The sequence below is a fragment of the Pseudomonas sp. B6(2017) genome (genome assembly GCF_002112765.1).
Classification (GTDB): domain Bacteria; phylum Pseudomonadota; class Gammaproteobacteria; order Pseudomonadales; family Pseudomonadaceae; genus Aquipseudomonas; species Aquipseudomonas piscis.
In genome coordinates this window covers 123,116-138,547 of the sequence record NZ_NEIQ01000015.1, presented here as the reverse complement: position 1 = coordinate 138,547, position 15,432 = coordinate 123,116, and the positions used below count along the sequence as shown (strand labels likewise).

Annotated in this window: 4 protein-coding genes; 2 read left to right on the top strand and 2 right to left on the bottom strand. The window is 65.8% G+C overall.

Annotated elements, in window-relative coordinates:
• The first annotated feature begins 340 nt into the window (after positions 1-340).
• Positions 341-12,868, top strand: coding sequence for a filamentous haemagglutinin family protein (locus CAG11_RS24305; RefSeq protein WP_085598289.1), 12,528 nt, complete (start codon positions 341-343; stop codon positions 12,866-12,868).
• Positions 12,869-12,929: 61 nt separating this feature from the next.
• Here CAG11_RS24305 and CAG11_RS24300 read toward each other — a convergent pair whose 3' ends face one another.
• Both CAG11_RS24300 and CAG11_RS24295 read right to left on the bottom strand, forming a co-directional pair.
• Entirely contained in the window at positions 12,930-13,826 is an 897-nt protein-coding gene (locus CAG11_RS24300; RefSeq protein ID WP_256578690.1) for an alpha/beta fold hydrolase, read from the bottom strand.
• 44 nt (positions 13,827-13,870) lie between these two features.
• The gene (locus CAG11_RS24295; protein ID WP_053129065.1) at positions 13,871-14,668 is read right to left on the bottom strand and encodes a crotonase/enoyl-CoA hydratase family protein; all 798 of its coding nucleotides are present in this window, start codon (positions 14,666-14,668) and stop codon (positions 13,871-13,873) included.
• Positions 14,669-14,833: 165 nt separating this feature from the next.
• On the opposite strand from CAG11_RS24295, the gene CAG11_RS24290 reads away from it, so the two are divergent.
• Positions 14,834-15,400, top strand: a complete 567-nt coding sequence (locus CAG11_RS24290; RefSeq protein ID WP_085598287.1) for a TetR/AcrR family transcriptional regulator — start codon at positions 14,834-14,836, stop codon at positions 15,398-15,400.
• Positions 15,401-15,432: the final 32 nt, after the last annotated feature.

The window sequence follows — 15,432 nt, the reverse complement described above, 5'->3', positions numbered from 1 at the left end:
TCGATACCCGCAACACCTGGATCAGCAACGGTTTCGACCGTTGCTGATCTTTTCATTCAGGGTCGCCTGGCCTGTTCATCGCCAGGCTCGCCACGCAGTTTTGGCGCTAACCGCTGTGACGGCAGCGCGGACTCGCTCCGAGCTTGCTCGCGGCCACCGGGATGGTCGACCAAGGGCGTCTTGGTCGCCGACGGGCGAGCGTTACACCCAAAACATGAATTTTCCATGACAAGCGTTCGGTCGTGTCCCTTGGCAACGGCCTATCCCTAGAGCAGTGACGCGCGCCCTGGGTCGTACAGCGTCGCGCACCCCTGGGCGTCATAACAAAGGATGAGTAGTAATGGTTCGCTGCAAACCACCGGTTAACACCCCTGGCCTGGATTCCCAGGTGTCGATCCTGCGGCTCAAGCCCCTGGCCCAGGCCATCGCCCTGTTGTTGATGGCCGGCAGTGCCAATGCTGCCCCGGCCTTCAGTTCCGGCTGGTTCGCCGACAAGGGCGCTTCCCAGGCGGCCACTGCCGCGCGTACCGGCAGCCAGATGCCGGGCATGCCGCCACCGCTGTCCCAGCAGGTGCGGGTCAACCAGCAATTGCAGCGTTCGCTGGGCAATCTCAACTCCACGGTGGCGGCCATCGCCGCGCAACAAGCGGCCCAGGCAGCGGCTCGCCAGGCTGCGTTCGGCAGTGTCAGCGCTATTCCCGACGGCCTGGGCCAGGGTGGGTTGAAGGTCGACAACAGCCTGACCCAGGGCTGGATCAACGCCAAGGGCCCGGTGCAGAGCCAAGCCGGTGGCAAGACCACGGTGACCATCGAGCAGACCGCCGACAAGGCCATCCTCAACTGGGAAACCTTCAACGTCGGGCGCAACACCACGGTGGATTTCCAGCAACAGTCCAACTGGGCGCTGATGAACCGGGTCAATGACCCCAATGGCCGACCCAGCGAGATCCAGGGCCAGGTCAAGGGCGCCGGCACGGTGATGATCATCAACCGCAACGGCGTGGTGTTCAGCGGCACCAGCCAGGTCAATGTGCGCAACCTGGTGGCCGCCGCAGCCACCATCACCGACGAGCAATTCAGCAAGCGTGGCTTGTATGTCGACGCCAACGGCAGCCAGCCGACCTTCACCGACGCCGCCGGCAAGGTCCTGGTCCAGGCTGGCGCCTTGATCCAGACCCATGCCCCGGCTACCTCCACCGATGCCGGTGGCTACGCCTTGCTGTTGGGCAGCGAGGTGCAGAACGCCGGGACCATCGTCACCGCCAAGGGCCAGACCGCCCTGGCCGCCGGCGACAGTTTCTACATCCGCCGCGGGGTCGGGACTGAGGGCAACCAGCGTTCCACCACCCGCGGCAATGAAGTGGCCACCTCGCTCAAGCCGGGTAGCAGTGCCGGCAAGGTCAGCAACAGCGGCTTGATCATGGCCGCCACCGGCGACATCACCCTGACCGGCCACCAAGTGCTGCAGAACGGCGTGGCCCTGGCCAGCACCTCGGTGGATACCCGGGGCACCATCCATTTGCTCAACTCCGCCAGCGACGGCACCGGTAGCGTGACCCTGGGGCAGGGCAGCACCACCGCGATTCTCCTGGATAGCAGCGGCAGCAGCGCCCTGGACAGCCAGCGCAACAGCGGCCTGGGCAATCTGGACGGCACCTCGAGCAACCTGATCACCGGCCAGTTCAACAATCTCAGCAGCGTCGCCGATCGCACCGACCAATCCCGGGTGGAGATCGTCAGCGGCGGCACCGTGGACTTCCAGAAGGGCTCGATCACCCTGGCCACCGGTGGCCAGGTGGCGGTCAGCGCCGGGCAGCGCAGCCTGGTGCGCGATGGCGCGGTGATCGACGTCGCCGGCGCCGTCGGGGTCAAGGTGGCGATGGAATCCAACAACATCAAGATCAACGTCCAGGGCAACGAGCAACGCGATTCGGCGGGTAACCGTGACTCCGGCAAACTGATCAACAACGATGTGTGGGTCGACCTGCGCGAGCTGATCTTCGTCCCGGCGGGCACCAACGGTTACGCCAGCGACCGCTGGTATACCGCGGGCGGTCTGCTGGAGGTGGGTGGCTACCTGGGTACCCAGCGGCACAGCATCGGTGAATGGATGGCCCAGGGTGGAACCCTGACTTTCACTGGCAAGGATGTGGTGACCCAGTCCGGCGCCCAGTTGAACCTGTCCGGCGGCACCGTGGACGTACAGGGCGGCTATATCCAGCAGACCTGGCTCAAGGGGGTGGACGGGCGCTTGTATGAGTTGTCCCGGGCCCCGGGAGACTTGCTCTATGCCGGGATCTACAAAGGCTATGTGGACAGCAGCCCGCGCTGGGGGCGCACCGATTACTACTACAACCCGCTGATTGCCCAGCAACAGCGCTATGAGGCGGGTTACACGGTGGGCCGTGATGCCGGCAAGCTGGTGATCGGCACCGGCAACGCGGTGCTCGAAGGGCAACTGGTCAGCGATGTGTTCAAGGGCGACCGGCAGATCCAGGCGCCAAAGCCCAATCTCGATGGCTACCAGCAATCGCACAAGGCGGCAGCCCAGCGCGCGCAGCTGATCATCGGCAGCTACACGCCGATCTACAACAAGGCCAGCGGTGTCCTGCGCTATGCCTTGAGCCCCACCGTGGACCAGGTGCTGATCGACGCCAAACAGCAGAAGATCGCCGACGGCCTGGACCTGGACAGCGCCTTGCCAGCCGACCGCCAGGGCCGCTTGGTACTCGACAGCGACCAGCTCAATGGCCTGCAACTGGGGGCGATCAAGGTCGGCGCCCGGCAGCAGATCCAGGTCGATGGCGCGCTGACCGTGGCCGACGGTGGCGACATCACCCTGTTCGGCCCCCTGGTCAAGATCAACGCCAACCTCAGTGCCCACGGCGGCAGCATCAACGCCGGCAACGTGCTGAGCCAGGTGGATGTGAACCGTAATTTCGTGGTTGGTGACGTGATCCTCGCGCCCACCGGTGGCGCCCAGGCCCGGGTCGATGTCGCCGGTGGAGTCAAGCTGGATGTGTCGGGGCGTTGGAACAACCTGGCCCTCGACCCGCTGAATAACGGCGGCGTACCGTTCAGCAACGGCGGCAAGGTGTCGCTGCGCAGCAGCGGCGATCTCAACCTGGCCAAGGGCAGCCTGGTGGATGCCAGCTCCGGCGCTACCATCGCTATCGACGGCAAGCCCAGCGGTGGCAAGGGCGGCGACGTGACCCTGGCGGCCGACGGCAAGCTGGACGTATCAGGGGAGCTGCGCGGCTATGGTGTCAATGGCGGCGGCACCCTGGCGCTGCAGGCACACAAGGTATTGATCGGTGCTGGCAGCAGCGTGCCCGAGGCGGGCACGCTGCAACTGGCGCAAGACTTCTTCAACAAAGGCTTCTCGGCCTACGACATCACCGGCAATGAAGGGCTGAAGGTGGCCGAGGGTGCCAAGGTCGATGTCACTGTCCCGGTCTATCGTTTTGGCGAGCAGGCGAGCAATGCGGCCACCGGTAGCGCCCCGGCCAGCGTGCTGGAGCCCTGGCTGCCGGAGTTGTACCAGCAGGATGCGACCAAGAGCGTACTGACCCAGCGCCGTGGCGCCGGGCTGACCCTGACCGCCGGCAACCAGTACTCCACCGGCGCGCAACTGGCGACCACCGAGCTCCGTGTTGGCCAGGGCGCGGTGATCAATGTCGATCCGGGACAAGCCATCAACTTGCGCAGCGTCGGCCAGTTGACCATGAACGGCATCCTCAACGCCTGGGGCGGCAGCGTCAGTCTCGGTGGCCTCACCGTGGCCAGTTCCGAGGCGGCCAACGCTGCCGGCCATGGACGCTCGATCTGGGTCGGTGAGCAAGCGCTGATCGATGTCGCGGCCCGGGCAGCGAGCGCCGTGGACAATCGTGGGCGCAGCTATGGCCAGGTGCGCAATGGCGGCAACATCAGCATCGGCGGCGAGATCGACCTGGCCACCGGCATCGCCAAGGCCAGTGACCTGTTCGTGGTGGTGCGTGATGGTGCGCGGCTGGATGCATCCGGCACCCAGGCCGCCCTGGACATTCCCGGGCAAGGGCGGGTGCAGGTCGCCAGCAATGGCGGCAGCATCAGCTTCGCCTCCAACAATGGCCTGTACCTGGACGGCAGTTTCGTCGCCCGGGCCGGTGGTGCCGGTGCGGCGGGGGGTAGTTTGTCCGTGGCCCTGGAAAGCCCGTACTACACCAAGAACGCGGTGACCGACCGGGTGCTCAAGGCTCGCGAACTGGTAGTCAGCCAGACTCACCAGGCCAACGTCCTGCCAGGATCGCCAGAATCTGCGGCCAGCGCTCTAGAGTATGGCCGTGGCCGCCTCGGTGCGGATCAGGTGGCGGCCGGCGGCTTCGATAACCTGGCCTTGCTGAGCAACGGCCTGTTGGGCTTCGATGGCAATGTGTCGCTGAACATGGGGCAGAGCCTGCGCCTGTACAGTGGCGCCCTGGGCCTGACGGAAGCCGCCGCGGCCAACAGCCAGGTCAATCTGTCGGCGCCTTATCTGTTGCTGGCGGGCATCCTCGCGCCGCCGGAGGCCAAGGACCAGTATGTGCGTGCGGTGGTCTCCATCGGCAGGCCGTCGGAACGCGCCACCCAGGCGCTGTTCAGCGCCGCTGGCAGCCTGATCGATGTGCGCGGCAATGTGATGTTCGGCAGCAAGGGCGACCTGCGCCAGGCCAACGGCAGCCTGGTGAACATCGAACGGCGAGGCTTCGATCACGTCCAGCTCGATAGCCAGGGCGACCTGCGCTTCCTCGCCGGCGCTGGCGCCGATGTGATCGCCAAGGGTATCAGCACCCAGCTTCTGACCCAGGGCGACATGACCCTGCGCGCCGCCCAGTTGTATCCGGGTACCGAGGTCGGGGCACGGGTGGTCGCCGGTTACAAGTACGATTTCGCAGGCCTCGCATTCGATCCGACCCGGACCCTCACTATCGCGCGTAATGGCAACGCTGACCTGGCCGTGCCGTACTCGGCCTTCGGCCGCCTGCAACTGGGCGCCGCCAATATCAAGCAGGGCGGCGTGGTGCGCGCCCCCCTGGGTTTGATCGAGATCGGCAACCTGGGCAGCAGCAAGGTCGAACTGTTGCCGGGCAGCCTGACCTCGGTCAGCGGCAAGGGCCTGGTGCTGCCCTATGGCGGCACCGTCGATGGCCAGGTCTACAAGTACAACGGCAAGACCGTGAACTTCGTAGGCCAGGGCGGGTTGGTCAATGAAAACAGCGAGCTGAGCGTCGGCGTGATCCTGGGCGGCAAGTCGGTGAAGGTACAGCAAGGGGCGACCCTGGACCTGTCCGGCGGCGGCGAGTTGCTGGGCGCAGGCTTCATCTCCGGGCGCGGCGGCTCCACCGATGCTCGCTACAGCCCACTGGTGCAGATCGGTGCCAACGGCGGCCTGGTCCTGCCGGGCCTGGCCAGCAACCCGATCTACGCCATCGTTCCCGGTGCTCAACCCGGCTACGCGCCGGTGGCACCGGAGGGCGGCGCGGTAGACCCGCTGATCGGCCAGCAGGTGACCATCGGCGCCGGAGTGCCCGGGCTGGCGGCGGGTACCTATACCCTGATGCCGTCCACCTATGCCCTGATGCCGGGGGCCTTCCGTGTGGAGATCAACGGCCTGGCGGGACTTGGCAGCGAGGGCTCGGCCCAGCAGATGCGCAATGGTTCCTGGAGCACCGCCGGGCGCTTGTCCATCGCCAACACCGGGATCGGCAACAGCGTCGCCAGCCAGTTGATCCTGACCTCGGCCGATACCCTGCGCCATTATTCGCAGTACAACGAGACCAGCTACGCACAATTCGCCATGGCCGACGCGGCCAAGCTTGGCGTGCCGCGGCCCTTGTTGCCGGTGGATGCCAAGACCCTGAAGTTGGCGCTGGAAGCCGGCGCCGGAACCGACGCGTTCTCTTTCCAGGGCACTGGCCGCTTCGAGGCTGCAACGGGGGGCTTTGGCGGTACTGTTTCGGTATTGAACAGGAGCAACGGCAGCGGTATCGAAGTGGTGAAGGCCGGGCAGTCGGCCACTGACGGTTTTACCGGGATCACCCTGGATGCCGACAGTCTCAATGCCTTGGGTGCCGCACGCCTCATGCTCGGCGGCCTGACCCTGGTCAAGTATGGCCAGAGCGGTAACCTCATCACCCTGGCCGAGGGCACCAACACCAGCAATGGCTCGATCATCCTGCGCCAGGGCGCGGCCCTGGCGGCGCCGGAAGTATTCCTGGTGGCCAACACCGGCCAGATCCTGGTGGAGCAGGGCGCCTCGATCAACACCATCGGTCGTGGCAAGGCCAGTTATGACGCGCGAGACGGTTTCACCTATCAGGTGGGCAACATGCTGGCGGTCTCCAATGGCCTGCTCAATGTGGTGAGTGCGCCTGCAGCCCTGCAGCCCAGCAACGGTATCAAGGTGGGAAGTTGCGGCAGTGGCCTTTGCACCGGGCAGACCTCTTTGTACTCCGAGGGCAGCATCGTTGCCTTGACCGACAAGACCTTCGAGCTGGGGGACCAGGTGCGCTATGGCACCCGGCACCTGAACCTGGGCTTGAGCAGCATCAATGTGGGCAGCCCCGAGGCCCTGGCTGCGGCAGCCGCGGGTAATCGCCTGCCCGCCGGCATGACCCTGACCCAGCAAGTGCTGGATCGCCTGTTGCGTGGCGATAGCCAATTCGGTGCCCCAGCCCTGGAGACCCTGCAACTCTCGGCCCGGGACAGCTTCAACTTCTATGGCAGTGCGGGCCTGGATACCTACGATCCGGTCACCGGCAAATCGTTGCTGAGCAACCTCATGCTCTCGACTCCGGCCATCTACGGTTCCGGTGGCGCCAATGACGTGGCCAGCATCCACACCGCCAACCTGATCTGGCAGGGGGCTGTGAATCCGGCTGGGGCGGTGGTGGCCGGCGGCGCCGGGACGGGCAGTGGGCGCCTGGATATCAACGCCGAGCGCATCGAGTTCGGCTACGGTGCCTTCGCCCAGCCGAGCACCACCAAGACTTTCGATCGCCTGGCCCTGGGGTTCGCCAACGTCAACCTCAACGCCAGCCAGCGCATCACTGCCAACCACAAGGGCAGCCTCGCGGTGTACCAGAGCCAGGGCGGCTACGACCCACTCAAGGGTTTTGCCTACAGCGGTGGCAACTTGACTATCCGCACGCCGTTGATGACCGGCGAAGCCGGTTCGGTGAACCGCATCACGGCCGGTGGCGCCATCGATATCGGGGCCACGGCCGGCACTCGTGGCCAGGCCAATGGCCAGGGGGCCGAGTTGTCCTTGAGCGGTGACAGCATCCGCCTGGCCAGCGCGGTGGTCCTGCCCAGCGGCAAGGTGACCCTGGATGCCCGTGGCGATGTGCAGCTCACCGATGCTGCGTTGATCGATGTGGCCGGGCGTGCCATCGCCTTCAACGACCTGACCAAGTACGGAGCCGGCGGCGAGGTGTTGCTGCAGAGCCGTACCGGCAATGTATTGCAGGCGGCGGGTTCGAGCATCGACCTGTCGGCGCAGAACAACCAGGCCGGCAAGTTGCGCGCCGTGGCCCTGGACAGTGGCGCGGGGCTGGTGGACCTGGCAGGCAAGATCCTTGGCACCAGCAGTGGCTCTTACGATGCCGGCGGCACCCGGGTGCCGTACCTGGGCGGCGCGGTGGAAATCCAGGCCCAGCGCCTGGGTGGCAGCGGTACCCTGGACGAGCAGTTCGCCGCTCTCAACCAGCGCTTGAACCAGGGCCAGGTGTATGGCGCGCGCAGCTTCCAGCTCAAGCAGGGCGACCTGACCATCGGCAATGGCCTGAAGGCCAACAGCATCAACGTCTCCCTGGATAACGGCAGCCTGCGGGTCAATGGCCTGGTGGATGCCAGTGGCGAGCGGGTCGGCAGTATCAACCTGGCGGCCGGCAATGGCCTGGTCCTGGACTCCGGCGCGGTGCTCGATGCCCATGGCAGCAAGCTGCGGGTGGACAGCTACGGCAAGATCATCGATGCGCCCAACCGTGCCACCGTCGCCTTGGGTTCCGGCAAGGGCCAGTTGACCCTGGCCGATGGCGCGCGCATCGACCTGCGCCATGGTACGGATGTAGCGGTCGGTAGCGCTGCGGGACAGAACGACGGCCGCAGCCGTGGCACCCTGGAGCTCAATGCCCCACGGATATTCAAGCCCGATGGCAGCAGCGACGATATCGCCATCGATGCACGGGGTCGCCTGGATATCCAGGGAGCGCGCTCGATCGCGGTCAACGGCATGGTCAGCTACGACGATGCGCCGCAGAAGAACGATGCCGCCAGCGGCCGTCCTTATCAGGAAATTACCCAGGACTACCTGGACCAGAAGCATCAGTTGAGCAGCGCCTTCATCAACGCCGCCCTGCAGAACAGCAACCTGATGCAGAACAAGCTGGCCGGGCTGAACAACGCAGGTTATGCCGACGCCTTCCACTTGCGCCCCGGGGTCCAGATCGTCAGCAAGACCCCTGACGGCGACCTGGTGGTGCAGGGCGACCTGGACCTGTCCGGCTACCGCTATGCCAGCGTCAACCCCCACAGCCAGAAGACTTCGGTATATGGCTCGGGCGAGGTCGGCGCCTTGGTGTTGCGCGCTGGTGGCGAGCTGAGTATCTACGGCAGCATCAACGATGGCTTCGCCCCGCCACCGCAGACCGTGGACGACAAGGGCTGGGTGCTGTTGCCGGGCGTGGACTTCAGCGGTGGCAACATCATCGTGCCGGGCACCGGGGTGACCCTGGCCGATGGCACCAGCTTTCCGACTGGCGCGATCCTTAACTACGACCTGCCGATCAAGGGCCTGACCCTGGCGGCGGGTACCCGCTTGCCGGTGACCGCGACCCTCGACCAGAACCTGGTCCTGCCGGCCGGCACCATCCTGGCGGCGGCCATACGTGATGCCGCCGGCAACTTGCTGTTCGCCGCCGGAACCCTGTTCAGCGAAGCCCAGACCCTGGCCGTCGGTACCCAGCTGGAGGCCGGCAGCCTGCTGGCCCAGAACACCCGGGTCAAGGCCATGACCTGGCCCAAGGGCGTGGGCCTGCCAACGGCCGTTGGCGGCCAGGTGTTGCTCGACGGCAGTCAGCCGTTGGCCAAGGGCGCGCTGATTCCGTCCGGCACCAACGTCAAGCTGCCGGACGGCGTCAGCTCCATCGCCTTGCGTACGGAGGCGGTGGGGCGCCAGGGCAAGCTCTGGGCCATTGCGCCGATGCTGGCCGAGGGTTCGCAGTCCTGGTCCCTGCGCCTGGTGGCCGGGGGGGATACCACGGCGGCCGACAGCCGTATCCTGCAAGCCAACCCGGGTAATGGCGACTTGCATCTGGCCGACAGCCACTACGGCATGTTCGCCAAGGAAATGCCGGCCAAGGGCGTGCAGACCTGGACCCAGCAGGCCGTGGACGATCTGGCTGGGGCCGGGATAGTGGTCAAGGCTGGCGAGCCGATCGATGAGCAGATGCTGATCGACCTAGGCCAGACCTCCATCGAACAATTCTGCCAGGACACTCCGGCTTATTGCGCGATCAAGGCCAGCTATGCCTGGACCCAACAAGCGGTAGATGACCTGGCCGGGGCCGGGATAGTGATCAAGGCCGGTGACAGAATCGATGAAAAGATGCTGCAGGACCTGGGACAGTCTTCCGTCGAATCTTTCTGCCAGGACAACCCGGCGTATTGTGTTGCCATGGCGGACAAGGAGTATGCCCCCACGCCATCAAGCACCGGTTTCAGCGTGATTCGCACCGGTACTGGCGATCTGGAACTGCTCAGTGCCGGCAACCTGAGCATGGACTCGCTGTATGGGGTCTACACCGCGGGTACTTCCTCACTGGCCACTGCGCCAGGTTCTCCTTACAACCAGGCCAAGGCTCCAGGGCGGGGCACCACGGTGCTCAACGACGTGAACAGCTACTTCGAGAAGTTCGTCGATGGCGGTAGCGAAAGCCTGTACCGCGCCTGGTATCCCGATGGGGGTGGCAACCTGAGCCTGCGGGTCGGCGGCAACCTGACCGGCAACATCGTGGATACCGCCGCGCAGTCCCAGGCCCGGCCCAATCCCCAGGACAGCGGCCATGACTCGACCCAGGTCGGCAACTGGTTGTGGCGCCAGGGGGGAGGGCAATCCTTGCCGACGGCCTGGTGGATCAACTTCGGCAGCTACACCGCCACCGCCACTGCCGACCAGTTGGTGGGCTTTACCGGTTTCGGCACCCTGGGCGGTGGCAACCTCGATGTGCGGGTGAGCGGCGATGCCGGCGTGCTGAAGCCGCTGGCCGGCAGCGTGCTGGAACGATCGGCCAACCCACGCACCCAGGGGCTGGTGCTGGCGATAGGCAGCACCGGCAGGGTCACCGCCGATGGCGGACTGCAATTGACCGGTGGCGGAGACCTGCGCTTTGAGGTGGGTGGAGGCCTGAACCCAGGCAGCAGCCTCACCAAGCAAAGCCAGATTGACGGCGTACTGCTGAATCTGCGCGGCAATGCCCAGGTGCTCGGGGCTTCGGTGGGCAGCCTGGACCTGCACTATGGCAGCCGTCCGGAAGACCGCAGCGCGGGAGAAACCCGGGCCTTCGATCCTGTACGGGCCACCACCGCCCTGGCGGCAGGGGGGATCACCCTGGTGCCGGGCGATGCCACGTTCAATCTGTCGACCCGCGGTGACCTGGTACTGCAAGGGGTGATCGATCCGGGACGCACCTCGTTGATGAACGGTTATGCCCTGGAGGGTATCCAGGGTTCCGGGAAAACCTGGTTCTCCCTGTGGACCGACCGCACCGCCATCGACCTGTATTCTGCAGGCGGCAATGCCACGCCGATGATGACGGCGGTGGAAACCGACCTGGCCGTCGTTTATCCGTCGATCCTGCGGGTAACGGCCGCCAGCGGCAGCCTGTACTACGGCAGCGCGAAAGGGGTCGGTACGGTGAACAACAACCACTCGACCCTGGTGCTGGCGCCTTCGAACAACAGCCAGCTGCAGTTGTTGGCGGGGGATTCGATCTATGGCGGGAACCTCTCCATCAACCAGTCTTTCGCCGCGCCCACCACCCTGGCGACACCCTTCAACCCGGCCTATGCGGCATGGAATGGGAGCGGGGTGCTGATCCCCGGCATGGGCAACCTGTCCGCGGATGCGAACCTTGCCGGCGACAGCTATCCACTGTTCACTTTCGGTTCTCCTTCGGCCACGGGTGGCTGGCGACGCAATAGCGGTCCGGCGCGTTTTTATGCGCTCAAGGGCGACCTGCTGGCGGTCGGCAGTGGTCGTAGCCTGGTGTTCACCGATAGCGATCCGCGTTTTGGCCAGACTCGTTATGAGGGCGGCGGCGCGGTATGGATGATGGCCGGGCGCGATATCGTCAGCAGTGGAACCTCCCAGGACGGTGCTCGAGTAGATGGTAATAAGCTTGGCTATTACACCTTCACTGGCAACCTGTTCATTCACGACGACCCCAGCGATATCTCCATCGTCAGTGCCGGGCGCGACGTCCTCTACAGCAACTTCAACGTCGCCGGCCCCGGCACCCTGGAGCTCACCGCGGGGCGCAACATCCTGATGGAGGACAAGGTCAGCGTCACTAGCCTCGGCGCCGTGGCGCCGGGGGACAGCCGCCCGGGGGCGAGCATCGTGATGCAGGCCGGGGGCGGTGCCAGCGGGCCGGATTATCGGCGTTTCGTCGAGGCTTACCTCGACCCGGCCAACCTGGCCGGTAGCGGCGAATCCCTGGCGGGCAAGCGGGTGGCCAAGACCTACGAGGGCGAGTTGCTGGCCTGGCTGGCCGAACGCTTCGGTTTCGTCGGCAGCGCCGCCGAGGCTCGGGCCTACTACGCGGCCTTGCCGGCGGAACAGCAGCGGGTGTTCGCCCGGGATGTGTATTTTGCCGAGCTCAAGGCCGCTGGCCGCGAGTACAACGAGGAGGGCGGGGTACGCCAGGGCAGCTACGCCCGGGGCCGGGCGGCGATCGCCGCGTTGTTCCCGCAGACCGACGTGGCCGGCAACCCGATCACCTACAAGGGCGATATCACCCTGTTCGGTGGCTCCGGGGTGCATACCAACTTCGGCGGCAAGATCCAGATGCTGACTCCGGGCGGGAGCCAGACCTTCGGTATCGAAGGTAATGCACCGCCGGCCTCGGCGGGGATCATCACCCAGGGCGCGGGGGACATCCAGCTGTACTCCCAGGGCAGTATCCTGCTGGGCCAGAGCCGGATCATGACCACCTTCGGCGGGGCCATCATGGGCTGGTCGGCCCAGGGCGACATCAACGCCGGCCGGGGCTCCAAGACCACCGTGGTCTACACCCCGCCCAAGCGGGTCTACGACAATTGGGGCAACGTCAGCCTGGCGCCATCGGTGCCCAGCACCGGTGCGGGGATCGCCACCCTGGCACCGATTCCCGAAGTGCCGTCGGGCGATATCGACCTGATCGCACCTTTGGGTACGGTCGATGCTGGCGAAGCGGGGATCCGGGTTTCGGGCAGTGTCAACGTCGCGGCCTTGCAGGTGGTCAACGCCGCGAACATCCAGACCCAGGGCAAATCCTCCGGGATCCCGGTGACCGCGACGATCAACACGGGTGCCATGACTTCGGCCAGCGCCGCGGGCTCGGCGGCTTCCCAAGCCGCACAAGATGCGGTCCGCAACCAGCAGGCGACGGCCAGGCAGGGCCGGGCATCCATCGTCACCGTGGAGGTGCTGGGCTTTGGTTCCGAGCAGGTGCAGCGTCCGCGCGAGGAAGCCAGCCAGGCCCCGGCCTACAACCCCGACAGCCCGGTGCAGGTACTGGGCGCCGGCCCGCTCAATGAGCAGGCGCGGGCTCGCCTCACCGAAGAGGAGCGCAAGCAACTGACGCTATAAGGTTCTCTCGTGGTAGCAACGCTTTGGGGGCGATCATCGATCGCCCCTTTTTTTGTCCGGATCAGTTCGGCAGCGGGGTGGGCTGGCCCAGCAGCCAGTCGAGGATATCGTCCCACAGGGGCTGGGCATCGTCGCGGAAGTAACCCATATGGCCATAGGGGCGGGCACCGGCTGGCGGCTTGAGATCGAGCCGGGTCATGGGGGCGTTGCAGTAGCCCTTGGCGAAGGCATCCAGCGAGCGCGGCGGGGCCCAGGGATCGTCCACCGAGGTGGCGAACAGGCAGGGCGTGCGTACGCTGGCGTAGAGCTCGGCCAGGTGTGCCATCTGCGGGTCGTCGAAGTAGTAGTGCGGGTATTCGCACCAGCGCTTGAGGTCGCGGTAGACCCCCAGCGGCAGGTCCTCGCCCATGCCCAGGAGGCTCCAGGCCATGTAGCCCTTGTATGCCACCAGCGGTGGCAGGACGAGCTTCCATAGCAGGCGCATTTTCAGCGCCTCGCGCCAGTGCATCCAGCCGCTCCAGCCGGCACCGCTACCCAGGCTGTAGCAGGCGCTGACGGCCTGGTGGTTGGGTAGCAGGCCGAAGGCGTGGCCGCCGAAGGAGTGCCCGACCCAGTACAAGGGCAGCGCGTCGTGGCGCAGCAGTTCCACGGCCGCTGCCAGGTCCTGGTAGGCCCAGTCCAGGAAGGACATGGCAAACCCCTTGAGGCTCCCGAAGCGGGATTGGCCGATGCCCCGGTAGTCCAGGGTCAGCACGTTGAAACCGCGGCGCGCGGCATGTTCGGCGAAGCGCCGGTAGAAGCGCTGCTGGACACCGGCGGCGCTGGCCAGGAGCAGGTTGCCCCTGGCAGTGCCGATGGCCGGGTAGCGCAGGGCGCCCAGGCGATAGCCATCGGCGGCCACCAGGGTCAACGGCTCGCTGCTGGCGGACGGCTGATCGGTACGGACTGCAATGTTCAATACAGGCATCCTTGAGGCAGAGGTTCGGGAGCGGGCTGGGTGGTTCAACGGCCGAGGAACACCGGCTGGCGTTTTTGTAGCATGGCCATCACGCCCTCGCGAGCATCCTCGCTGCGCACCTGCTGCATGAGCTGCGGGTTGAGCTGGGCCAGGGCCGCCTCTTCTCCCTGCTCCAGGGCGAGGAAGGCCGACTGCAAGGTCGCCCTGACTGCCAACGGCGCCGCCTTGGCGATGCGCTCGGCGTAGTCGATGGCCCGGGCCAGCAGGTGTTCAGGGGCCACTACCTCGACCAGTAGGCCCATGTCCAGGGCCGTGGCCGCGTCGAACTCCTCGCCGGTGAGCATGTAGCGCATGGCCCGGGTCCAGCCGGCCACCCGGGGAAAGCGCAGTGTGGCGCCGCCGGCCGGGGAAATGCCGCGCAGCACTTCCAGCTGGGCGAAGCGTGCATTGCTGGCGGCGATGGCGATATCGGCATTGAGCAGCAGCTCGATGCCGGCGGTCCAGCAGGCGCCCTGTACCGCAATCACCACCGGTTTGCTGCGCCGTGGCCCGATCACGCCCCAGGGATCGATGCCGTCTTCGGGGTAGGCGATGCCGCCACTGGCCAGCTTCGGCGTCAGCTCCATCAGGTCCAGCCCGGCGGTGAAATGCTCGCCGTGGGCGAACAGCACCGCGCAGCGCAGTTGTTCATCACGCTCGTATTCGCCCAGGGCCCGGGACAGGTCCTCGAGCATGGCGCTGTCGAAAGCGTTGCGCTTGGTGGCCCGGTCCAGGCCGATCAACAACACCTGGCCTCGTTGCTCCCGGGTGACCCGACCCGCTGTGCTAGTGGCTTGGCTCATCTTGGCGCTCTCCTGAAATACGTTTGTTGGTTGAGTGAGCGCCTGGCAAGTTATTGACCAAGCGTTCGGTTATTGAAACTAAACAAACATTCGGTAACCGTCAAATTGAGGCAGGGCCGCTTATACCTTAGAATCACTGGCCGTGATCCCGCCCAGGAGTGAGCCATGCGCCCCCCGAAGATTTCCCGCGACGAACTGCTCCAGCGCTGCGCCAGCACCTTCAAGCGCCTGGGGTATCACGGCACGACCATGGATACCCTGGCCGCCGCTTGTGGCCTGACCAAGGCCTCGTTCTATCACCATTACCCGAACAAGGAATCGCTGTTGCGCGATGTGCTGGAACAGACCCACCAGGTCATCGCCGGGAGCTTGTTCGCCGTGGCTTTCGATGAGCAACTCACCCCGGGCCAGCGCCTGGAAAAGATCGGGCGCAAGTCCATGAAGCTGTTCCAGGACGGGGCCATCGGTTGCCTGATGGGGGTGATCGCGGTGGATGCGACCTATGGCAAGAGCGAGCTGATGCAGCCGATCCGGGCCTTTCTCGATGATTGGGCCAAGGCCCTGGCCCAGCTGTTCGTTGCCCGGTACGAACCGGAGCAGGCGCTGGCCATGGGAAGGCAGTTGGTGGCGGACTACGAAGGGGCGATCTTGCTCGCGCGGATCTATGGCGAGCCGGCCTATATCGAACAGGTGACCCGGCGGGCCCTGGCGAGCCTCGGCGAGGGCCTGTAGCCGCGGCGGCTGCGCACGGGCGCACAGCCGCC

Bases quoted from the DNA above. Each gene is read 5' to 3' on its own strand.
- CAG11_RS24305 (WP_085598289.1), top strand. From the start codon at position 341: ATGGTTCGCTGCAAACCACCGGTTAACACCCCTGGCCTGGATTCCCAG.
- CAG11_RS24295 (WP_053129065.1), bottom strand. From the start codon at position 14,668: ATGAGCCAAGCCACTAGCACAGCGGGTCGGGTCACCCGGGAGCAACGA.
- CAG11_RS24290 (WP_085598287.1), top strand. From the start codon at position 14,834: ATGCGCCCCCCGAAGATTTCCCGCGACGAACTGCTCCAGCGCTGCGCC.